This is a genomic window from Kordiimonas lipolytica, assembly GCF_001550065.1.
The window spans coordinates 89,051-110,780 of the sequence record NZ_LRUB01000011.1; the positions used below are offsets into that span (position 1 = coordinate 89,051).

The window sequence follows — 21,730 nt, forward strand, 5'->3', positions numbered from 1 at the left end:
GTGCGCCTTTCCATTTTGTATATAGGACATATAGGAGAGTTGGAAGATGGCCGATCTCTTTGAGAACCCAATGGGCCTTTGCGGCTTTGAATTTGTTGAGTTTACGGCGCCTGAAAAAGGTATTCTGGAGCCGGTATTCGAGTCCATGGGTTTCACCCACGTGGCCAATCACCGCTCCAAGGACGTGACACTGTGGCGTCAGGGCGACATCAACTTTATCGCAAACTATGAGCCGAAGAGCCCAGCGGCCTACTATGCTGAAGAGCATGGCCCATCCGCGTGCGGCATGGCTTTCCGCGTCAAAGACGCTCACTTTGCCTATGAAGAGTGCCTCAAGAAAGGCGCTCAGCCGATCGAAGTGCCTACCGGCCCAATGGAACTGCGCCTGCCTGCCATCAAAGGCATTGGCGGTGCAGCGCTTTACCTGGTTGACCGCTTCGAAGACGGCAAAAGCATCTATGACATCGACTTCGAGTGGATCGAAGGTGTTGACCGCCATCCTGTTGGCTGCGGTTTCCACACGCTGGACCACCTGACGCACAATGTTTATCGCGGTCGCATGGATTACTGGGCGAATTTCTATGAGAAATTCTTCAACTTCAAGGAAATCCGCTACTTCGACATCAAGGGCGAATACACCGGTCTGCTGTCCAAAGCCATGACGGCGCCTGACGGCAAGATCCGTATTCCGCTCAATGAAGAGGCTGCCGGCGGCAGCGGTCAGATCGAAGAATTCCTGATGGCCTACAACGGCGAAGGCATTCAGCACATCGCATTCGCTTGTGACGACCTGATCAAATGCTGGGATAACCTGAAGAAAGCTGGCGTGCCGTTCATGACTGCGCCTCCTGAAACTTACTATGAAATGCTGGAAGAGCGTCTGCCTGGCCACGGCGAGCCAGTGAATGAGCTCAAGACCCGCGGTATTCTGCTAGACGGTACGACCGAGGGTGAAAAGCCACGTCTGCTGCTTCAGATATTCTCTGAAACGCGCCTTGGCCCTGTATTCTTTGAATTCATCCAGCGTAAGGAAGATGACGGCTTCGGCGAAGGCAACTTCAAGGCGCTGTTTGAATCCATGGAGCGTGACCAGATCCGCCGTGGTGCATTGAAGGTTGACGAAGACGCGGCCTAAATCGCGGCAAGGACCGGGCAGGGGCCCCCAGTGCCCCTGCATTGATCTGTTCAAGTATTGAGAAGGGTTGAACCATGAAGCTTCAAGGTGTTCATCACGTGGCTTACCGTTGCCGCGATGCCAAGGAAACTGTCGAATTTTATCAAAAGCACATGAATATGGATTTCATGCTGGCGATCGCAGAAAACGAAGTGCCATCAACAGGTGAGCCAGACCCCTACATGCATATCTTCCTGGATGCAGGGAATGGCAATGTGCTTGCCTTCTTCGAACTTCCTAACCAGCCGGAGATGGGCCGCGACACCAATACACCAGAGTGGGTGCAGCATATTGCATTCAAGCTGGGCAGCATGGACGAGCTTCTGGCTGCAAAGGAAAGTCTTGAGGCAGCGGGTATTGACGTGCTTGGCCCAACCAATCACACAATCTTCAAGTCGCTCTATTTCTTTGATCCGAATGGTCACCGCATCGAGCTGGCGGCCAATACGGACGAGCCGGGCATGCTTGAAGAGTTGAAGCGGGTTGGCCCGGACATGCTTGAGGAATGGTCAAAGACCAAGAAAGCGCCGAAACACGCAGCCTGGTTGCATGGCAATGGCGAATTCAAGGCGCTCGACGGTTAGTCACTGAATTTATTGGCGGGGCGGGGCCTGCCAGATGGAACAATTGAGTTAAGGAATTAAGTCTATGAAACTTGCGTCTCTCAAAAACGGCCGCGACGGCAAACTCGTGGTTGTTTCCAAAGACCTGAAACGTATGACATCGGCCGCGGATATCGCGCCGACACTTCAGGCCGCAATTGACGATTGGGCAACGGCGCTGCCGAAATTGCGCGCGCTTTATGAATCGCTGAATTCCGGTGCGGTTGAAGGCGAAGCCTTCAACGAGGCCGATTGCGCATCACCACTGCCGCGTGCCTACCAGTGGGCTGATGGTTCCGCATATGTGAACCACGTTGAGCTGGTGCGTAAAGCGCGCAATGCCGAAATGCCTGCCACTTTCTGGACCGATCCACTGATGTATCAGGGCGGCTCCGACACCTTCCTGGGCCCACGCGACAATATCGTAATGCCGCAGGACGAAGGCTTCGGTATCGATTTTGAGGCCGAAATCGCCGTGATCACCGATGATGTGCCGATGGGCGTGTCCGAAGCGGACGCGGCTGACCACATCAAACTGCTGATGCTGGTAAACGACGTATCGCTGCGTGGCTTGATCCCGGGCGAGTTGGCGAAGGGCTTTGGTTTCTTTCAAAGCAAGCCATCCAGCGCCTTCAGCCCTGTGTGCGTGACGCCCGATGAGCTTGACGGCGTATGGGAAGACACCAAGGTCAACCTGCCGCTGGTGTCCCAGTATAATGGTGAGATGTTCGGTAAGCCTGAAGCTGGCATCGACATGACGTTCAATTTCGCCAAGCTGGTTTCGCATGCCGCGAAAACCCGTCCGCTGGGCGCTGGCGCCATTATCGGTTCTGGCACTGTGTCGAACAAGATGGACGGCGGCCCGGGCAAGCCTGTTTCCGAAGGCGGTGTGGGCTACAGCTGTATCGCCGAAATCCGCATGATCGAAACGATTGAGAACGGTGAGCCGTCCACGAGCTTTATGAAGTTCGGCGACTCGATTCGAATCGAGATGTTCGACCGTGACGGCGCGTCCATCTTCGGTGCGATCGATCAGGTTGTCACCAAAGGCTAGGGCGGAGAATATTATGCGCATCCTTTACGGTTATTTCCGCTCCTCGGCAGCCTTTCGGGTGCGCATTGCCCTTGGGTTGAAGGGGCTTGATTTCGATCACCGCACGATCAACCTGAAACCGGGTGTAAGCGAACAGAAGTCAGACGACTATCTTAAGCTGAACCCGCAGGGGCGCGTGCCTTATTTCATTGATGGCGGTGTGGCGCTAAGCCAGTCTCCTGCTATCCTTGAATATCTGGATGAAGCCTATCCGGATACGCCTTTGCTGCCGTCCGGTATGGCAGACCGTGCCTATGTCCGGCAGCTGGCGAGCCTGATTGGTTGCGATATCCACCCGCTCAATAACCTGTCGGTGCTGATGCGGATCAAGAGCCAACTGGGCGCCGATGAAGACGCCACCAATTCGTGGTATCATCACTGGATAACCGAAGGTTTTACGGCGCTTGAGGCCATGCTTTCCTCAAGTGACCACACAGGCCGTTTCTGCTTTGGCGATACGCCTGGCATGGCGGATGTCTATCTTGTGCCGCAGGTTTGGAACGCGCGGCGTTTCGGTACGCCGCTTGAAGCATTCCCCACCATTCTGCGGATTGATGAAGCGTGCAGGGGCGTGCAGGCCTTTGTTGACGCGGCACCAGAAAACCAGCCGGATGCGCCCTAGGCGTAACGGCTTTTGTTAGGAGGGACCCATGAAAATTAAAACACGCCTTGGTCGCGAAGTTGACGTGAACGAAGACTATACGGTGGACCAGAATTGGGAGCATTTCACCGACGAAGAGCATGACCGCTGGGACCGGCTTTATGCCCGCCAGGAAGGGATGCTGGAAGGTCGCGCGTGTGATGAATTCATGGAAGGTCTGCATTCGCTGAAGCTGTCTGATGGCGGTATCCCGCGCTTTGACGAATTGTCCGCACGGCTAAAGGAAATCACAGGCTGGACAGTGGTTGCGGTGCCGGACCTGGTGCCGGACGATGTGTTCTTCGACCATCTGGCAAACCGCCGCTTCCCGGCTGGTAACTTCATTCGCCCGGAAGCGCAGCTTGATTATCTGCAGGAGCCGGACGTGTTCCACGATGTGTTCGGCCATGTGCCTTTGCTGGCGAACCCCACGTTTGCTGACTATATGGAAGCATATGGCAAGGGCGGCCAGCGCGCGGCTGGGCGGGGCGTGCTAACGAACCTGGCGCGGCTCTATTGGTATACGGTTGAGTTCGGCCTGATCAACACCCCTAAGGGTATGCGCATCTATGGTGCGGGGATTGTCAGTTCAAAGGCGGAGAGCATCTTCTGCCTCGAGGACCAGAGCCCGAACCGTATCCACTTTGACCTGATGCGTCTGATGAAGACAGACTACCGCATTGATGATTTCCAACAGACCTATTGGGTGATCGACAGCTTCCAAGAGCTCTTGGAGGCCACCTATCAGGACTTTGGCCCGCTTTACGACGAGCTTGAGGCCAATACAACGGTCTATACGCCCGACACGGTGCTGGAGACCGACAAAGTACACAATCACGGCACGCAGGCCTATGCAAATGCGGGCGGTCGCCTGGCGAAGGCCGCGAGCTAAAGAGATGTCACTATAATAATAAATTGGGCTGGCCTGGGGGCCTGATTGAGGCTGTCGCTGCTGCGGCGGCCTTTTTTTTGTGCGTCGCCGGGGCAGAGTGTAGGGGATAAGAAAAAGGCCCCCGCGGATAGCGGGAGCCTTCAGGAACTTTCTGGAGGAAAGTCTCAGTTTCTTATGGTTTATTCAGCGGCGGCTGCCAGCTTGGCTTCATTCGCACGGCGAATGATGTCTTCAGCCATTTCGTTGGCAATCACACCCGTTGGGCGGCCTTCCTTGTCGCTGGCGTTGAAGATTTTCGTCAGCGTCTCGCCAATACGAAGCACCTTGGCTTCGCGTTCTGCAGCATTTGGCTTTTCCTTGTACACTTCGGATTCAACCGAAATGATGCCGCCTGCGTTGATCACATAGTCAGGCGCGTAAAGAATGCCGCGTTTACGCAGTTCTTCGTCTTCCTTGCCTTCGGTCTCAAGCTGGTTGTTGGACGCGCCCGCGATCACGGTGGCTTTGATATCGCCAAGGGATTTCGGGTTCAGCACGCCGCCAAGGGCACAAGGTGCGAATACGTCACACTCAACTGCGTGGATGGCGTCAGGGGCAACAACTTCCGCTTCGCCTTTCGCCAGAACAGCCTGGATGTTGGCGTCAACGATGTCAGTCACGATGATTTTGGCGCCGTCTGCACGCAGATGGTCAACCAGATACTGACCCACGTGTCCAAGGCCTTGAACCGCAACAGTAACACCGTCGAGGCTGGCTTTGCCAAGGCGGTGCATCACAGCAGCCTTGATGCCAGTGTATACGCCCAGCGCAGTGTGCGGGGATGGGTCACCCGTGCCGAAGTCACCGCCCTCAAGGCCACATACGAAATTAGTGGTCTCTGCGGCAGCGGCCAGCATATCGGGGCTGGTGCCAACGTCTTCCGCGGCATAGTAGCTACCGCCCAGGCGGTTGATCATGCGGCCAAAGGCGCGCATCAGCTCAGGCGTGCCAAGCTCTTTCGGGTTGCCGATGATAACGGACTTGCCGCCACCAAGGCGCAGGCCAGCCATCGCGTTCTTGAAGGACATGCCGCGCGACAGGCGCAGAACGTCATAAACGGCATCCTGCTCGCCGCGGGTTTCGGCCACATCGATTGGCGCGGAACGACGGTGGTTTGCAGCATAGTCCCAGAAGCGCGTGCCGCCTGTGGCAGGGCCGAGGGCAGTTGAATGCACTGCGATGATGGCTTTCAGGCCAGTTGCTTCGTCAGAACAGAATACGACCTGTTCGTGGTTCTTGAAGCTGCGTGAATCGAAAACGGGCATAGTCGAAATCCTTCCCAATTAATCCCGTGCCGGGTTTCCCCGGTTACTCGTCATACCCTGTCGCTACCATTGTGGGGCTTTAGGGGCGTTCCCTTTTGGCCGGCGTGCTCTTTTCGTTTGGGCTGGGCCGGTCCGTTCTGGTAACCACATCTTCTGCTTTCCGGCGGAGTTTTCCCCAAAAAGCCAGATCATTTATCTGGACGAATTATCGCACTTATTTTGGGAAATGAGCTTTCGAAGTTTTTTGAATTTCGCAATCTTAAGATAGCTTTTCAGGGCATTTTTGTAATTTGTGATCAAGGACAAGTAATTTTTGCCAAGTGCCTAAATTTCCTATGCATTCCGTAGGGGGAACCTACGACTCAGATGCATGGCATTGACGGCTGGTGAAGCCGGGGGTAGCATAAGTTCGTGTCTGGTAGCCCACATGACCTGTCGCCGAGTCAAACGTTACCCTTATCCTATTCTTCATCCATGTTTTTCAGGATGGCAGTGTAATCGGCGAACTGACATCGATTTGAAGGAACATGGGATGACAATTCTCATAACACTTAAGCACGCCCAGCTGATTAAGAAGGAGCTGGGGCTTAATCTGCCGCATGTGAAATCTGCGCATAGGGCGGAAGCCATGGCGCGGGGCCTTGGCTGGAAATCAAACGCAGCCTTGCGCGCGGCGCTAATGTGCGGTGATGCTGAGTGCGAAGTGAATGATGATGCTTTCATAGGATACTTGACAGATAAGGGCTTCGAAGGCGTGACTGGTTGCCGGCTGTCGGTCGTTGTTGAAACGGCGATTGGGGTGGGAACCCTGACAGAGGATGAGACACCTGCCGATTCCCTGATAATCAAGACAGTTCGTCCTTCGGCACAGGCGGCCATCAGCAGCAGATGGAGCACTCTGGCTTTTGGCCTGTTTGCTGTTGTCTGTTATCTGCTTCTGACAGTTCAAACGGCGGACGAGTATCTAGAACAGGCTGTGGCAAGAAGCCTTGATGTGGCAGAAACAGCTGGTACGCGATCAGTGTTGATCCTGGATGCGGATCTTAGCCAGGAGGTTGTTTCTGGCCTAATGGAATATCCCTATATCTCCAGCGCGGAGATATTGGATGACCACGGGAGCCAATTGGCCGCTGGACAAAGGACAATCCAGCCTGAGACGTTTTCTGAGCGCTTGCAGGCTCTGGTTGCCCTGGACCAAGAGATAGAATACAGCCGGATTCTGCAGTTGCCCCCAACCATGAATGAAAAGGGCGGACTACTTCGGGTTACTGTCAATAGGCCAAAGGCTTTGTCGCTGATACCCGGGCCGACTTGGGGCGGGATGATCTTCTCTTTGCTGCTTGGGGTCGGACTGCTTGCATTATTGATTGCAGGGCAATCCGCACTCAGGGGCTGGATGCGGCTTTATTTGGACCAGCACTACAGGCTAGCGCATAACTGACAAAAGAAAAGCCGGGGTGGTTGCCCCGGCTTTCTCAATTCTGTGTGGTATCGCAGCTTAGATATGCAGCGCGTGCCCGAGGGCCTTGAGCGCGGCTTCCTGGAAGCCTTCCGATTGCGTCGGGTGCGCATGGATCGTGCCGGCGATATCTTCAAGGCGCGCGCCCATCTCAAGCGCGAGCGAGAAAGCGGCAGAAAGCTCAGACACGCCTTTGCCTACGGCCTGGATGCCCAGTACCAGATGATTGTCCTTGCGGGCAACTACACGCACGAAGCCGGTTTCGGCTTCCATGGTCATAGCGCGGCCGTTGGCCTGGAACGGGAACAGGCCGATCTGCGTCTCATAGCCCGCATCCTTTGCTTCATCAGGCGACAGCCCAGCCGTGACGATCTCAGGGTCCGTGAAGCACACAGCCGGGATCGCGACCTTGTCGAAGCTGCGGTTTTCGCCCGCGATGATTTCTGCGACCATTTCGCCCTGCGCCATGGCGCGGTGCGCCAGCATAGGCTCGCCCGTCAGGTCCCCAATAGCATACACGCCGGTCATGGACGTCTGGCATTTGTCGTCGATGGCAACCACGCGGCCGTTCATCTTCAGGTCAAGGCCTTCAAGGCCCCAGCCTTCGGTTTTCGCGCGGCGACCCACAGTGACAAGGATCTTATCTGCGGGCAGGGTCTCTTCCTTGCCGTCCGCTGTTTCGACGATCAGGCCGTCCTGCTTCTTGGTCGCTGCCTTGGCTTTGGTGTTCAGCATCACTTCAATGCCGAGGTCCTTCAGGCTTGCGGCAACTGGCTTCGTCAGTTCTGCGTCATACTGCGGCAGGATCGCGCCCATGGCTTCAACCACAGTCACCTTCGAGCCCATCTTGGCGTAGGCGGTGCCGAGCTCGAGCCCGATATAGCCGCCGCCGATAACGACAAGCTTTTCAGGCACAGCATCAAGCGACAGCGCTTCAGTAGAGTGGATTACATTGCCGCCATAGGGCAGGCTTGGGATTTCCACAGGCACGGAACCGGTGGCCAGAATGACATTCTTGGCCTTGATGGTTACCTTGCCCTCAGCCGTTTCAACCTCACAGGTCTTGCCGTCAATCATGGTGCCCCAGCCTTCTACGGACTTGACCTTGGCTTTCTTCAGAAGACCCGCAACGCCGGAATTCAGGCGCTTCACGATGCCGTCTTTCCAGGCAATTGTCTTCTTCAGGTCGATCTCTGGCTTCTGGACAGTGATGCCCAGGTTGTTCTCATAGGTATAGTGAACAGCCTTCTCATACTCTTCCGCCGCGTGGATCAGTGCTTTGGACGGGATACAGCCCACATTCAGGCACGTACCGCCGGGGCGATAGCCTTCCACGATGATGGTGTCGATACCAAGCTGGCCGGCGCGGATGGCGGCCACATAGCCGCCAGGGCCTGCGCCCAGCACAAGCGTGTTACAGTTCATGGTCGTCATTTAGTCCTCCATGAACAGGGTGGCTGGGTTTTCCATCAGCTCCCTGATTTTCTGGATGAATTCAGCTGCGTCCCAACCGTCGATAATACGGTGATCGAAGGAGGACGACAGGTTCATGATCTTGCGCGGGACAAAGCCACCGTCTTTCCAAACAGGGCGGATGGCAACCTTGTTCACGCCAACGATGGCAACCTCAGGGCTGTTGATCACCGGCGTGGAGACAATTCCGCCCATCCGGCCAAGGCTGGAGAGCGTGATTGTGGAGCCTGTGAGCTCTTCGCGAGTGATAGAACCGTCGCGCGCGGCCTCCGCCAGGCGGCGGGTCTCAGCGGCGATACCCCAGATATCCATGGCTTCGGCGTGCTTCAAAACCGGCACCATCAGACCGCCCGGGGTTTGCGCTGCCATGCCGATGTGCGCGGCACCGAACTGATGTACGACACCGTCAGCGTCATAGTAATGCGCGCTGCACTTTGGGTAGACCTTCAGCGCCTTGACCATGGCCAGCATGATGAAAGGCAGGATCGTCAGCTTCGGCTGGTCCGCCTTCTTGGTAGCGTTCATATGCTCGCGAAGGCTTTCAAGCTCGGTCACATCCACTTCTTCCACATACGTAATGTGGGGGATGCGGCTTTTGGCGTCCTGCATGCGTTCGCCGATCTTGCGGCGAAGTCCGATAACCTTGATCTCCTCTACGCTGGTGTCCGCGCGGCGGCTGGAGCCACCGGCTGGCGCGCTGTTGCCGGAGATATAATCATCCAGGTCTTCGTGCGTGATGCGGCCAGCAGGGCCGGTCCCGTAAACATACTCAAGCTTCACGCCTGCATCCATGGCACGCTTCCGAACGGCGGGTGACGCGATCGGCTTTTCGCCTTCCGGGCGCGGGGCGCCACTTGGGCCGGGCTTCCAAGGCGCTTTGGCTTTCGGTGCCGAAGCAGGCGCAGATTTGGGCGCAGACGCTCCGGTCGGTGCCGGGGCAGCTGCTTTTGGCGTTTCCGGCTTGGCGTCTTCCTTTGGCGCTTCAGCTTCCGGTGCGGGCTCTGGTTCTGCTACAGGTGCATCGGGGATGTTGTTGCCTTCGCCTTCAACCTCAAGTGCGATGATAACGCTGCCTACGGCTGTCATTACGCCGATTTCACCGAAAATCTCGGTCACAGTGCCATCAACAGGGGACGGGATCTCAACCGTCGCCTTGTCGGTCATCACGGCGGCGATAACATCGTCTTCTTTCACGACATCGCCAACCTTTACGTTCCATTCAACGATTTCGGCTTCGGTAATCCCTTCGCCTACGTCGGGCATCTGGATCTTGTGAATACCCATTATACGGCCTCCATCATTGCTTTAAGCTCACGGCCAACGCGGGCCGGGCCAGGGAAATAGTCCCATTCCTGGGCGTGCGGGTAGGGCGTATCGAACCCGCAAACGCGCACAACAGGAGCTTCAAGGTGGTAGAAGCAGCGTTCCTGCACCTGGGCGGACAGCTCAGCGCCAAACCCGGATGTCAGGGTTGCTTCATGCAGCACCATGCAGCGGCCTGTCTTCTTCACCGATTCTACAATTGTGTCCACGTCCAGCGGCATCAGGGTGCGGAGGTCAATGATCTCGGCGTCGATGCCGGTTTCCTTCTTGGCGGCCTCGGCCACGAACACCATGGTGCCGTATGTCAGGATCGTTACGTCCTTGCCTTCGGAGAAAACAGAGGCCTTGCCGATCGGCACCGTATAGTGGCCTTCCGGCACATCACCCAGCGGGTGCTTGGACCAGTTGGAGGCCGGGCGGTCGTGGTGGCCGTCAAACGGGCCGTTATAGAGGCGCTTGGGCTCGAAGAAGATCACCGGGTCATTGTCTTCAATGGAAGCGATCAGCAGGCCTTTGGCGTCATAAGGGTTTGAAGGGATAACCGTTTTCACGCCGGAGACGTGAGTGAACAGGCTTTCCGGGCTCTGGCTGTGTGTCTGGCCACCGAAGATACCGCCGCCACAGGGTGTGCGAATGGTGATCGGCGCGGTGAAATCCTTGTTCGATCGGTATCTGAGGCGCGCGGCCTCGGATACAATCTGGTCGTATGCCGGATAGATATAGTCAGCGAACTGGATTTCGATACACGGGCGAAGGCCGTAAGCCCCCATGCCGATGGCCGTACCCACGATGCCGCTCTCGTTGATCGGGCTATCGAACACACGGTGTTTGCCATATTTCTTTTGCAGGCCATGGGTACAGCGGAACACGCCGCCGAAATAGCCAACATCTTCGCCGTAAACGACAACATCATCGTCCTGGCCCATCTTTACGTCCATCGCATCCCGGATGGCTTCAATCATAGACATCTGCGGCATGGATTATACTCCCAACTTCTGGCGTTGTTCGCGAAGGTGCGGCGGCATCACTTCATAAACATCGTCGAACATATCTTTCGGGCTCGCACCGGACCCCATCACACCATAGCTTTCGGCTTCCTTGGTTGCGGCGCGGATTTCGTCGTTATATTCCGCTTCGGTTTGCGTCTGGCGCTCCTCGGACCACAGATCACGGCTGATCAGGTGATTCTTAAGGCGCAAGATCGGGTCACCAAGTGGCCATGCGGACGATTCTTCCTTCGGGCGATACTGCGACGGATCATCCGAGGTGGAGTGAGGCGCTACGCGGTAGGTTACCCACTCAATGAGTGTCGGGCCAAAGCCGCGGCGCGCGCGCTCTACCGCCCACTTGGAGGCCGCGTAAACCGCGAGGAAGTCGTTGCCGTCAACCCGCAGGGCAGGGAAGTCATATCCAAGTGCCCGCTCGGCAAAAGTGGCGTGATCACCGCCCGCGATGCCGCGGAAGCTGGAGATAGCCCACTGGTTGTTCACAATGTTCAGAACAACAGGCGGTTTGTAGACGGACGCGTTGACAAGTGCTGCGTGGAAATCGGTCTCGGCTGTGGAACCATCACCAATCCAACCAGCTGCGATTTTGGTATCGCCCTTGATGGCGCTTGCCATGGCCCAGCCAACGGCCTGGATGAACTGTGTACCCAGGTTGCCGGAGATCGAGAAGAAACCGTGTTCCTTCGAAGAATACATAATCGGCAGCTGGCGGCCCTTCAGCGGATCGCGGGAGTTGGACAGGATCTGGCAGATCATGTCTACAACCGGATAATCGGTGGACAGCAAGAGGCCTTGCTGGCGGTAGGTCGGGAAGTTCATATCGCCTTGCTGCATAGCGGCCCGAAAGCCAACGGCGATTGCCTCTTCACCCGTACATTTCATGTAGAAGCTGGTCTTACCCTGGCGCTGCAGCGTCATCATCCGTTCGTCATAGGCGCGAACGCGGATCATGTTCTTCAGGCCCTGTACAAGGACATCGTCGTCCAGGCCTTCGGCCCAAGGACCGACTGCTTCACCATCCTTGTTGAGAACACGGACCATGGTGGATGCCAGTTCCTTCATGTCGGCGGCATCACAATCGATTTCCGGGCGGCGTACACTGCCTGCTTCGGGAATCACTACACCAGAAAAGTCGGGCTCGTCGCCAGGGCGTCCCGGAGGCTCCGGAACGTGGAATTTCAGCGGCTTGTACTCAGACATGGCTCTAGGACCTCAATCTATGGGGTGTCAAAATAACGTCAGCAATACTGACGTATTTTTGCCAAAAATCAATATATTTCTCTGATACTGTCCGGTGCGGACGACTGGTACCGATTGCCCGCGCGGGCACTATAACGGATTCCAGCGAAAGAATCACATGTGGGCAGGCATGCTTTATTTGACCGAACTGTTCCAGCCGCTAGACTAGGCGGGAATTTCAGGGGAAATGTATGACCGAAGAATTCCACTTGCCGAGACGACGCTTCCTGCAGATCGTGGCTGGCAGTTCAGCCGCCTTGGTGTTGGGCGGGTGTGGCGACAGCGCCAGTAGCCTGAAAAATCTAACGCCGTATCAATGGGATGGCAGCCTGCTTGGTGCTGAAACCAGCATGACGCTGTATCACGAGCACGATGCGGCTTCCATTGCAGCGATCAAGGAAGTCACAGCCGAAGTGAAGCGCCTGGCTGGTATCTTCACGGTCTATGTTTTCGGCTCTGAGTTGTCGCGCCTGAATGAGACAGGTAGGCTTGAGCCCGCCGCCCCTGAGATGCATGAGATACTGGAGGTCAGCCGTCGCATCTGGCGCGCCAGCGATGGCCTTTTTGACCCGACTATCCAGCCGCTTTGGGAGCTCTATTCAGGCTATTATGCAACGCCGCGGCCCGCTGGAGATCCGGGCCCGACGCAGGAGGCTATTGCAGCAGCCCGCGCAAAAATCGGTCTGGACAAGGTGCAGGTCGACGGAGCCAATATCCGTTTTGCCGCTAAGGGCATGGCGCTCAGTTTCAACGGTATTGTACAGGGTTACCTGACGGACAGGACCTATGAGATTTTGCGCAAGCGTGGCTTTGAACACGCACTTATCAATATAGGCGAATACCGCGCCTTTGGCGGGCGGCCTCAACCAGACGGAAGCGTCCAGCCCTGGAAGGTGGATATTCCGGACGCGACTGCGCCATGGCGGGTTTTTGACACGCTGGAGGTGACGGACGGGGCAGTATCGACATCGGCGCCAAGCGGGTCCGCCTTCAATACAGGCGGAACAGTACACCATCTGTTCAATCCCAAGACAGGGCTGAGCGAAAACCGGTATCACAGCGTTACCGTCACTGCGCCTACGGCCACCATTGCTGACGGGCTGTCGACAGTCCTGACTGTTGTGTCGCCAGAACAGGCACAGGAAATCCTGTCGAACTTCGAAGGAACCGCTGCCTTGCTCAGGCCTCTCGAAGGAGATCCGATCCGGATCGGGTTATAGCTGATCGAGAAACCGGGTGTAATCACGCCTGCTACTTTCCAAAGCTATTCCTTGGAACAAGAAAAGCCATGTCAGGGTGTCGTGGATTCTACCCGCTGTGCCCTGACATGCGCCGATTAGCGGCGGACACTTTCATATTCCACCATATCATTAGGCGAGTAGGTCCTTGAAATAACGGGATTTTCTGTTGCTGATGTCAATCCGGCATACGGTGCCGCAACAGGTCCCATGTGTGTTTGAATCTTTTTTGTTCTTGCGAAGCATTATTAATTGCAATAACAATTTTCTTAAGTTAAAAGCACCTCCGTCACTCGGTGCAGGCTCCGCATCGGAACACGAGGCAAAAGTTATAATCGGCTTTTTGTTCTTACCGGTCATGGAGCATGGAAAACCGCTCTGAGGGCGAGAGAATACTATCATCACGGAGTCCTTTATGCCTGAAATCAAATCCAGCTTGTTGATCGCTTTGCTGACGTCTACCGGTCTATCCGCCTCTGTTTTGGCGGAAGAAACCGTTGAGGCGCTTGATGCATACGACGTGGCTGAAGAAATTGTCGTTACTGGTCGTGTGCTTTTCTCGGATCAGGTTAACTCGCTGAAGGCACCGACCCCGATCATCGATGTACCGCAGAGCCTATCCCTGTATACCGCTGGCGAGATTCTAGAGCGTGGCTTCACAAGTGTTGCCGCGATTGTTGATTACACACCGGGTGTCAGCAATACGCAGGGTGAGGGGCACCGTGACGCCATCGTGTTCCGTGGTGTTCGCTCGACCGCTGACTTCTATATCGATGGCGCACGGGATGACGTTCAATACTACCGTCCCCTTTATAACCTCGAACAGGTTGAAATTCTTCGTGGCCCCAATGCTTTGCTTTTTGGTCGTGGTGGCACTGGCGGCGTCCTGAACAGGGTGACCAAAAAGGGTATGATTGGCGAGAGCTTCACAACTGCTCAGGCTTCAATTGACACCTTTGGCGCCTATGGCGTTCAGGTTGACAGCAATTTTGATGCTGGCGAGAACGCGGCCTTCCGCATCAACGCCATGTATGAGGGCCTGAACAATCACCGAGATTTCTTTGATGGCGAGCGTGTTGGCTTCAACCCGACGGCGAAATTCCTGCTGGGCGAGGATACCATCGTAGATGTGTCCTACGAATATATCGACCATGAGCGTTTTATCGACCGGGGTATCCCGACAGGTGAAGATGGCCGGCCAGTGGAGGCCTTCAAGGATATCGTCTTTGGCGACCCTGAGGTGAACGTGACGACGCTTAAGGCGAACCTGTTCCGCGCTGCTGTTCAGCACCAGTTCTCTGATAACGTCAAAGGTAATGTCAGCGCTTTCTATGGCGATTATGACAAGTTCTATGGCAATTTCTATGCCTCCAGCTATGACGAGGCCAATACGCCAAATCAGGTCACGCTCGACGGCTATGAAGATCAGACCAACCGTGAAAACCTGATCCTGTCAGGCAATTTGGTTGCGGAAGGCAAGACGGGCCGCATTGGCCACACGCTGATCGGCGGTGTTGAATATATCGCAACATCATCCGACCAGTACCGTTTCAATGCATTCTGGGACACGACGTCAGACGATAATGAAATCTTCGATATTGCCCGGCCGCTGAACCTGGTGAATGGGATCGGTGTGAACGCATCGGGTGTCGCAACAACAAACGATTTCTCTGTTGATCTGAATGACGATACCCGCGTGGATATCGATGCCTTCTCTGTTTATATTCAAGATCAGATTGAGCTGGCAGAGTGGGCTGATCTTGTGATTGGTGCCCGTTACGACAGCTTCGATATTGAAGTCTATAATGTGCCAGCCGATGAAGTCCGGACCCGCAAGGACGACCGCGTGTCCCCGCGCTTCGGCGTGATTCTGAAGCCGCAGGAAAACACCTCCATCTACGCCAGCTACAGCGAGAGCTTTTTGCCGCGAAGCGGAGAACAGTTTGCCAACATCAACGGGGCCAACAACGAGCTGGACCCAGATACTTACAAAAACCTTGAGGCAGGCATCAAGTGGGACTTTTCCGACAAGCTGAGCCTGACGGCTGCCGTTTTCGAGATCGAGAAAAGCTCACCGCAGGTTGCTGACTCCGACCCTGAAACGCTGGACGTGATCGATAGCAAGATCAGTGGCTTTGAGTTCCAGGTGATCGGCAAGGTAACTGATCACTGGTTCATCTCTGCCGGATACAGCTATCTGGACGGTGAACAGGTTAACCGATCTGGCGATACGGGGCTTCGCCCGCAGGAATTGCCAGAGCATATGCTGTCGATCTGGAACAATATTCGCCTTACCGATAATTTTGGTGTCGGCCTGGGCATGACGTATCAGGATGAAAGCTTCATCAATAACAGTAACACTGCAGTGCTTCCGTCCTTCACGCGCTTTGATGCGGCTGCATACTATGATGTGTCAGACAACATGCGGGTGCAGTTGAATGTTGAGAACCTTACAGACAAGACATACTTCCCAACGTCGCATTCAACCCATCAGGTGACGGTGGCACCACCGCTGAATGCCCGGCTTGCTGTGACTGTAAGCTTTTAGAGGGCGCGGGAGAGAATAGAAAAGGGAGCCATTGGCTCCCTTTTTTCGCTCTAGCATTTAGAAATTCAGCTTTGGCCTTCCGCCCGCCAAAGTCAGTTGATTAGGCCGTTTCCTTGAACAGTTCGCGGCCGATCAGCATGCGGCGGATCTCCGATGTGCCCGCGCCAATCTCGTAAAGTTTGGCGTCGCGCCACAGGCGACCAGTCGGATATTCGTTGATATAGCCATTACCGCCCAAAGTCTGGATCGCTTCGCCCGCCATCCAGGTTGCTTTCTCGGATGCATAGAGAATGCAGCCAGCGGCGTCCTTGCGCGTGGTCTCGCCGCGGTCACAGGCTTCGGCCACAGCGTAAACATAGGCACGGCAGGCACCCCAGGTGCTGTACATGTCAGCAAGTTTACCCTGCATCAGCTGGAATTCGCCGATGGCTTTGCCAAACTGGCTGCGCTCGTGAACGTATGGGATGACCGTATCAAGGCAGGCGCGCATGATGCCAAGCGACCCGCCAGAGAGCACAACACGCTCATAATCCAGGCCGGACATCAGCACCTTCACGCCATCACCTTCTTCGCGCACGACATTCTCGAACGGCACGAGGCAGTCTTCAAACACCAGTTCGCAGGTGTTGGAGCCGCGCATGCCCAGCTTGTCCAATTTCTGCGCGGTTGAGAAGCCCTTCATGCCTTTCTCAACCAGGAACGCGGTGATGCCGCGCGGGCCGGCGTCTGGGTCTGTTTTCGCGTAAACCATCAGTACATCGGCGTCTGGCCCGTTGGTGATCCACATCTTGTTGCCGTTCAGCATATAGCCGTCGTTGCGCTTTTCCGCCTTCAGGCGCATCGACACAACGTCAGACCCCGCACCAGGCTCTGACATGGCAAGCGCGCCAACATGTTCGCCGGAGATCAGCTTTGGCAGATATTTGGCTTTCTGTTCTTCGTTGCAGTTCTTCGTGATCTGGTTGACACACAGGTTCGAATGCGCACCGTAGCTCAGGCCCACGCTTGCGGACGCGCGGCTGATTTCTTCCATCGCGATCACATGCGCCAGGTATCCCATGTCGGCGCCGCCGAATTCCTCTGGCGCTGTCATGCCCAGGATGCCTAGCTCCCCCATTTTCTGCCAAAGGTCAGATGGGAAGGTGTTGGTTGCATCAATTTCTTCGGCCCGCGGCGCAATCTCATCTCGGGCGAAGCGGGCTACTGTTTCGCGCAACATCTCCAGGTCTTCGCCGTGGCCGAATTTCAAATGGGGAAACTCAAACATTTTTTTGTCCCTTACTCGCTTATTTATTCGTCGTTGATCGTCAATAGCGTGGCGCCGTCTGCGACCTGATCGCCTGCCTTGAGGCTCAGCCCCGTAACAACGCCGTCCCGTGGGGCGCTGATCGTTTGTTCCATCTTCATGGCTTCCATCACCAGAAGCGGCTGGCCACGTTCAACGGTTTCGCCGTCCGCCACCTTTACATCCAGGATCTTGCCGGGCATGGGCGCTGTGATAGTGCCTGGGCCATCGGTTTCATCGTCCGCACCGCCATCGCGGGCGTGGCGCTTGATCGTCAGCGTGCGGTCTTCCGTCACCAGCGTTACATGAGCAGCGTCCACTTCCGCGAATAGTCGCGTGCGCAAGCCGTCCTGGCTGAAGGTTAGAATGCCGTCCACCAGATGAGCGCATTTAGCAGCAAAGGTCTTGTCGCCAATGGTCACAGATACATTCTGGCGGTCTTCAACCACATGGGCGGTAACAAGCTCGCCGTCCCCGGCGTCAAACCACAGCAGTTCTGTTGCAGGCAGGTTCAGCCGGAAATTGTCGCTGATTGACCAAGGGTCATCGTCATGTGCGCGGGCACTCCTTGCGGCAACGATCGCGATGGCAGCCATGGCATAATCCTCAGCGCTGACCACGTGTTTCGCCAACAGCGTATCTTCATAAGCCTCGATAAAGCCTGTGTGGACATCACCCGCGCGGAAGTCTTGATGCTTGAGCGCGCGCAGCAGGAAATCCCGGTTGGTCGTCAGGCCCGAAACTGGCGTGTCGGAAACAAGATTAATGAGCGCGTCGATGGCTTGCTCGCGGTCCTCGCCCCAGGCGATCAGCTTGCCGATCATCGGGTCATAGTGGATGGAGACCTCATCGCCTGCCTGAACACCCGCGTCAATGCGGCCTGTGGGGACAGTGTCAGCAAACGGGTCAAACATGCCGATACGTCCGATGGAGGGCGCGAAATTGTTGAAGGGGTCTTCCGCATAAAGCCGCACTTCAACCGCGTGGCCGTCTGCCAGCACTTCAATTTCGTCCTGGCTCAGCGGCAGCGGTTTACCTTCGGCGATGCGGATTTGCCATTCCACAAGGTCCTGGCCCGTGATCATTTCGGTTACAGGGTGTTCCACCTGCAGGCGCGTATTCATTTCCATGAAATAGAAGGGCGCGTTCTCAAGCCCGTTCGCGACATCCACAATGAATTCCACCGTGCCTGCGCCTTGGTAGCCAATGGCTTCAGCGGCCGTGACGGCAGCCTGACCCATCGCGCGGCGCATCTCAAGGCTCATGCCGGGAGCAGGGGCTTCTTCGACCACTTTCTGGTGGCGGCGCTGAAGGGAGCAGTCGCGTTCCAGAAGATGAACGGCATGCCCGTCGCTGTCGCCAAACACTTGCACTTCAATGTGGCGTGGTTTCTGGATGTATTTTTCGATCAAGAGTTCGGGGTTGCCGAAACTGTTTTGGCCTTCCCGGGCCGCTGCTTCGATTGCTGCTGCAAGGTCCTTGGCGTCAAACACCTTGCGCATGCCCTTGCCGCCGCCGCCAGCGACGGCCTTGATCAGCACAGGATAACCGATTTTCTCAGCTTCCTGTGTCAGGGTTTCCAAAGACTGGTCTTCGCCGTGATAGCCGGGGACAACGGGCACGCCCGCGTCTTCCATCAGCTTCTTGGCGGCACCTTTGAGCGCCATCGCCCGCATGGATGCGGCAGACGGGCCCACAAAGATGATACCGGCTTCCTCAAGGGCTTCGGCAAAGCCCGGGTTTTCAGATAGGAAGCCATAGCCTGGGTGCACCGCATCGGCGCCTGTGCGCCGGCAGGCGTCGATAATCTTGTCGCCGACAAGATAGCTTTCGGATGCAGCAGCAGGGCCGATGAATACGGCTTCGTCGGCCATTTTGACGTGCAGGGCATGGGCGTCAGCGGCCGAATAGACAGCAACCGTTTTGATGCCCAACTGGCGGCAAGTGGCCATGACGCGGCAGGCAATCTCGCCCCGGTTGGCAATCAGAAGCTTTTTGATGCGGTTCGTCATGCGTCAATGCTCCATTCCGGTTTGCGTTTGTCAAAGAACGCTGACAGGCCTTCCTTGCCCTCAACACTGGCGCGTCGCTTCGCAATACGCTCTGCTGTGTCGGTGCGTAGTTCTTCGGTGATCGGCTTGTTCTTGACTGCGGAGATCAACGCCTTGGCATCCCGCTGAGCGCCAGGCGCGCCTGCCAGTATGTTCTTCAGGAAGATATGCGCCTTTGAAAAGGCTTCCTGAAGCGACGGGGCAGTTTCATGCACCAGTCCGATCGTGAGGGCTTCCGTCGCGTCAAACCGCTCAGCAGTCAGGAAATATCGGCGCGCCTGGCGTTCGCCGATGGCGGCGACAACATAGGGCGAGATGGTCGCGGGCGTCAGCCCAAGCCGCACTTCAGACAATGAGAATTTGGCGTCATCCACCGCGATGGCGATATCGCAGCAGGAGACAAGCCCTATGCCGCCGCCAAAGGTGGCACCGTTGACGATAGCGATTGTGGGCTTGGGGCAGCCGTTGAGCGTCGACAGCATGTCTGAAAGCGCGATGGCGTCGCGCTTGTTCTGCTCGTCGGTATACTCTGCCGCCGCTTTCATCCAGTTAAGGTCTGCGCCCGCGGAAAAGCTTTTGCCTGCGCCCGTCAGCACGATGGCGCGGACTTCAGGGTTTTCGCCCAGCGTCTTGAAGGCGTTCTGGAGCTCCCAGATCAAGTCGTCATTAAACGCGTTGTGAACGTCTGCGCGGTTCAGCGTTACGGTTGCGACGCCGCGGTCGTCAATGCTGCAAAGAAGTGGTTTTACATCACACATGACAGTTACTCCTTACATACGGAACACGCCGAAGCGCGTTTCTTCAGCCGGGGCGTTCATGGAGGCGGAGAGGGCAAGCCCAAGCACGCGGCGTGTGTCTGCGGGGTCAATCACGCCGTCGTCCCAAAGGCGCGCGCTGGCGTAATAGGGGTGGCCCTGTTCCTCATACATGTCGCGGATGGGTGCCTTGAACGCCTCTTCGTCCTCTGCCGACCAGTCCTCACCGCGGGCTTCCATGCCGTCGCGCTTGACGGTTGCGAGCACGCCTGCGGCCTGTTCCCCGCCCATCACGGAAATGCGGGCGTTCGGCCACATCCAAAGGAAGCGCGGCTGATAGGCCCGGCCACACATGCCGTAGTTGCCAGCGCCGAAGCTGCCGCCAATCAGGATGGTGAATTTGGGCACATTGGCGCAGGCAACAGCGGTTACCATTTTGGCACCGTCGCGGGCGATGCCGCCATTTTCATACTTCTGGCCGACCATGAAGCCGGTGATGTTCTGGAGGAATACCAGCGGAATACCCCGCTGGGCGCAAAGTTCCACAAAGTGAGCACCCTTGAGCGCGCTTTCTGAGAAGAGCACGCCGTTGTTGGCCACAATCCCCACCGGGAAGCCGTGGATATGGGCAAAGCCGCACACCAGCGTTTCGCCGTAAAGCTTCTTGAATTCGTCAAATTCGCTGCCGTCCACGATACGCGCGATAATCTCGCGGATATCATAGGGATGGCGGCTGTCCTTCGGGATTACGCCGTAAATCTCGCGTGGGTCATAGAGCGGGGCGCGTGTTTCACGCACTTTCAATGGAATGCGCTTTTCCCGGTTCAGGTTGGAGACAATCCGCCGCGCGATGCCAAGCGCGTGATAGTCATCCTTTGCTAGATGGTCCACCACGCCAGATGTGCGGGCATGAACGTCCCCGCCACCAAGGTCTTCGGCTGATACCACTTCGCCTGTTGCGGCCTTCACCAAAGGCGGTCCGCCCAGGAAGATGGTGCCCTGGTTTTGGACAATGATGCTTTCGTCTGCCATCGCGGGAACATAAGCGCCGCCTGCTGTACAGCTGCCCATTACAACAGCGATCTGTGGGATGCCCTCAGCCGACATCTGCGCCTGGTTATAGAAGATGCGACCGAAATGGTCGCGGTCGGGGAAGACGTCGTCCTGGTTTGGCAGGTTGGCGCCGCCGCTATCCACCAGATAAATGCAGGGAAGCTTGTTTTCGCGCGCGATCTCTTGCGCCCGCAGGTGCTTTTTCACCGTCATCGGGTAGTAGGTGCCGCCTTTGACTGTGGCGTCATTGCAAACGATCATGCATTCCGTGCCCTCAACGCGACCAATGCCTGTGATGACGCCGCCCGCAGAGATATCAGCGTCATACATGCCGTAAGCCGCCAGTTGCGATAGCTCCAGGAACGCGGTGCCTGGGTCGATCAAGGTGTTTACCCGGTCACGTGGCAAAAGCTTCCCGCGAGACAGATGTTTTTCGCGCGCACGTTCTGGCCCACCCAGGGATATCTGGGCGATCTTCGATTTAAGGTCATCTACCTGGGCCTGCATATGGGCCGCGTTGGCTTCAAAATCAGCGCTCCCGGCCACAACGCCGGAATGGATGATTGACATGTATGAGGTCTCCCGTCCGCACCC

The 21,730-nt window shown here is 56.4% G+C and carries 17 protein-coding genes; 8 read left to right on the top strand and 9 right to left on the bottom strand.

Features of this window, described 5'->3' with window-relative positions:
- The first annotated feature begins 46 nt into the window (after window positions 1–46).
- The 5 genes from hppD (at window position 47) to phhA (ending at window position 4,401) form a co-directional block, all read left to right on the top strand.
- On the top strand, window positions 47–1,135 hold the full coding sequence (gene hppD / locus KORM41_RS04995) for a 4-hydroxyphenylpyruvate dioxygenase (RefSeq protein ID WP_068145469.1): 1,089 nt from the start codon (window positions 47–49) through the stop codon (window positions 1,133–1,135).
- 74 nt (window positions 1,136–1,209) lie between these two features.
- Window positions 1,210–1,758, top strand: coding sequence for a VOC family protein (locus KORM41_RS05000; protein WP_068145473.1), 549 nt, complete (start codon window positions 1,210–1,212; stop codon window positions 1,756–1,758).
- A gap of 64 nt (window positions 1,759–1,822) precedes the next feature.
- Window positions 1,823–2,830 (top strand): fumarylacetoacetate hydrolase family protein, encoded by a 1,008-nt coding sequence (locus KORM41_RS05005; protein ID WP_068145476.1) that lies wholly within the window; start codon window positions 1,823–1,825, stop codon window positions 2,828–2,830.
- Between the two features lie 13 nt (window positions 2,831–2,843).
- Complete coding sequence (gene maiA / locus KORM41_RS05010) at window positions 2,844–3,491, top strand: maleylacetoacetate isomerase (RefSeq protein WP_068145479.1); 648 nt, start codon at window positions 2,844–2,846, stop codon at window positions 3,489–3,491.
- 28 nt (window positions 3,492–3,519) lie between these two features.
- The gene (gene phhA / locus KORM41_RS05015) at window positions 3,520–4,401 is read left to right on the top strand and encodes a phenylalanine 4-monooxygenase (RefSeq protein ID WP_068145483.1); all 882 of its coding nucleotides are present in this window, start codon (window positions 3,520–3,522) and stop codon (window positions 4,399–4,401) included.
- 179 nt (window positions 4,402–4,580) lie between these two features.
- Here phhA and KORM41_RS05020 read toward each other — a convergent pair whose 3' ends face one another.
- A complete protein-coding gene (locus KORM41_RS05020) occupies window positions 4,581–5,705 on the bottom strand; it encodes a Leu/Phe/Val dehydrogenase (protein ID WP_068145485.1) in 1,125 nt (374 codons plus the stop codon).
- A gap of 427 nt (window positions 5,706–6,132) precedes the next feature.
- Here KORM41_RS05020 and KORM41_RS05025 point away from each other — a divergent pair, with 427 nt between their 5' ends.
- Window positions 6,133–7,146, top strand: coding sequence for a hypothetical protein (locus KORM41_RS05025; protein ID WP_156431903.1), 1,014 nt, complete (start codon window positions 6,133–6,135; stop codon window positions 7,144–7,146).
- A 57-nt stretch (window positions 7,147–7,203) separates the two neighbouring features.
- Here KORM41_RS05025 and lpdA read toward each other — a convergent pair whose 3' ends face one another.
- Genes lpdA through KORM41_RS05045 form a run of 4 tightly spaced genes read right to left on the bottom strand, consistent with a single transcriptional unit; the run spans window position 7,204 to window position 12,167 of the window.
- On the bottom strand, window positions 7,204–8,598 hold the full coding sequence (gene lpdA, locus KORM41_RS05030; RefSeq protein ID WP_068145491.1) for a dihydrolipoyl dehydrogenase: 1,395 nt from the start codon (window positions 8,596–8,598) through the stop codon (window positions 7,204–7,206).
- Entirely contained in the window at window positions 8,599–9,921 is a 1,323-nt protein-coding gene (locus tag KORM41_RS05035) for a dihydrolipoamide acetyltransferase family protein (RefSeq protein WP_068145494.1), read from the bottom strand.
- Entirely contained in the window at window positions 9,921–10,937 is a 1,017-nt protein-coding gene (locus KORM41_RS05040; protein ID WP_068145496.1) for an alpha-ketoacid dehydrogenase subunit beta, read from the bottom strand. The genes KORM41_RS05035 and KORM41_RS05040 overlap by 1 nt, the downstream gene beginning before the upstream one ends.
- A gap of 3 nt (window positions 10,938–10,940) precedes the next feature.
- Window positions 10,941–12,167, bottom strand: a complete 1,227-nt coding sequence (locus KORM41_RS05045; protein ID WP_068145498.1) for a 3-methyl-2-oxobutanoate dehydrogenase (2-methylpropanoyl-transferring) subunit alpha — start codon at window positions 12,165–12,167, stop codon at window positions 10,941–10,943.
- Window positions 12,168–12,397: 230 nt separating this feature from the next.
- Between KORM41_RS05045 and KORM41_RS05050 the strand changes: the two genes are divergently transcribed.
- Both KORM41_RS05050 and KORM41_RS05055 read left to right on the top strand, forming a co-directional pair.
- A complete protein-coding gene (locus KORM41_RS05050) occupies window positions 12,398–13,426 on the top strand; it encodes an FAD:protein FMN transferase (protein ID WP_068145501.1) in 1,029 nt (342 codons plus the stop codon).
- A gap of 433 nt (window positions 13,427–13,859) precedes the next feature.
- Window positions 13,860–15,992: a TonB-dependent receptor gene (locus KORM41_RS05055; protein WP_068145504.1), complete on the top strand. Its 2,133-nt coding sequence runs from the start codon at window positions 13,860–13,862 to the stop codon at window positions 15,990–15,992.
- 100 nt (window positions 15,993–16,092) lie between these two features.
- Here the strand turns inward: KORM41_RS05055 and KORM41_RS05060 are convergent, their stop codons facing one another.
- Genes KORM41_RS05060 through KORM41_RS05075 form a run of 4 tightly spaced genes read right to left on the bottom strand, consistent with a single transcriptional unit; the run spans window position 16,093 to window position 21,706 of the window.
- Window positions 16,093–17,259, bottom strand: coding sequence for an isovaleryl-CoA dehydrogenase (locus KORM41_RS05060; protein WP_068145508.1), 1,167 nt, complete (start codon window positions 17,257–17,259; stop codon window positions 16,093–16,095).
- Between the two features lie 23 nt (window positions 17,260–17,282).
- Window positions 17,283–19,289, bottom strand: a complete 2,007-nt coding sequence (locus tag KORM41_RS05065) for an acetyl/propionyl/methylcrotonyl-CoA carboxylase subunit alpha (protein WP_068145511.1) — start codon at window positions 19,287–19,289, stop codon at window positions 17,283–17,285.
- Entirely contained in the window at window positions 19,286–20,086 is an 801-nt protein-coding gene (locus tag KORM41_RS05070) for an enoyl-CoA hydratase/isomerase family protein (RefSeq protein ID WP_068145515.1), read from the bottom strand. The genes KORM41_RS05065 and KORM41_RS05070 overlap by 4 nt, the downstream gene beginning before the upstream one ends.
- A gap of 12 nt (window positions 20,087–20,098) precedes the next feature.
- Window positions 20,099–21,706, bottom strand: coding sequence for a carboxyl transferase domain-containing protein (locus KORM41_RS05075; RefSeq protein ID WP_068145517.1), 1,608 nt, complete (start codon window positions 21,704–21,706; stop codon window positions 20,099–20,101).
- Window positions 21,707–21,730 lie beyond the last annotated feature (24 nt).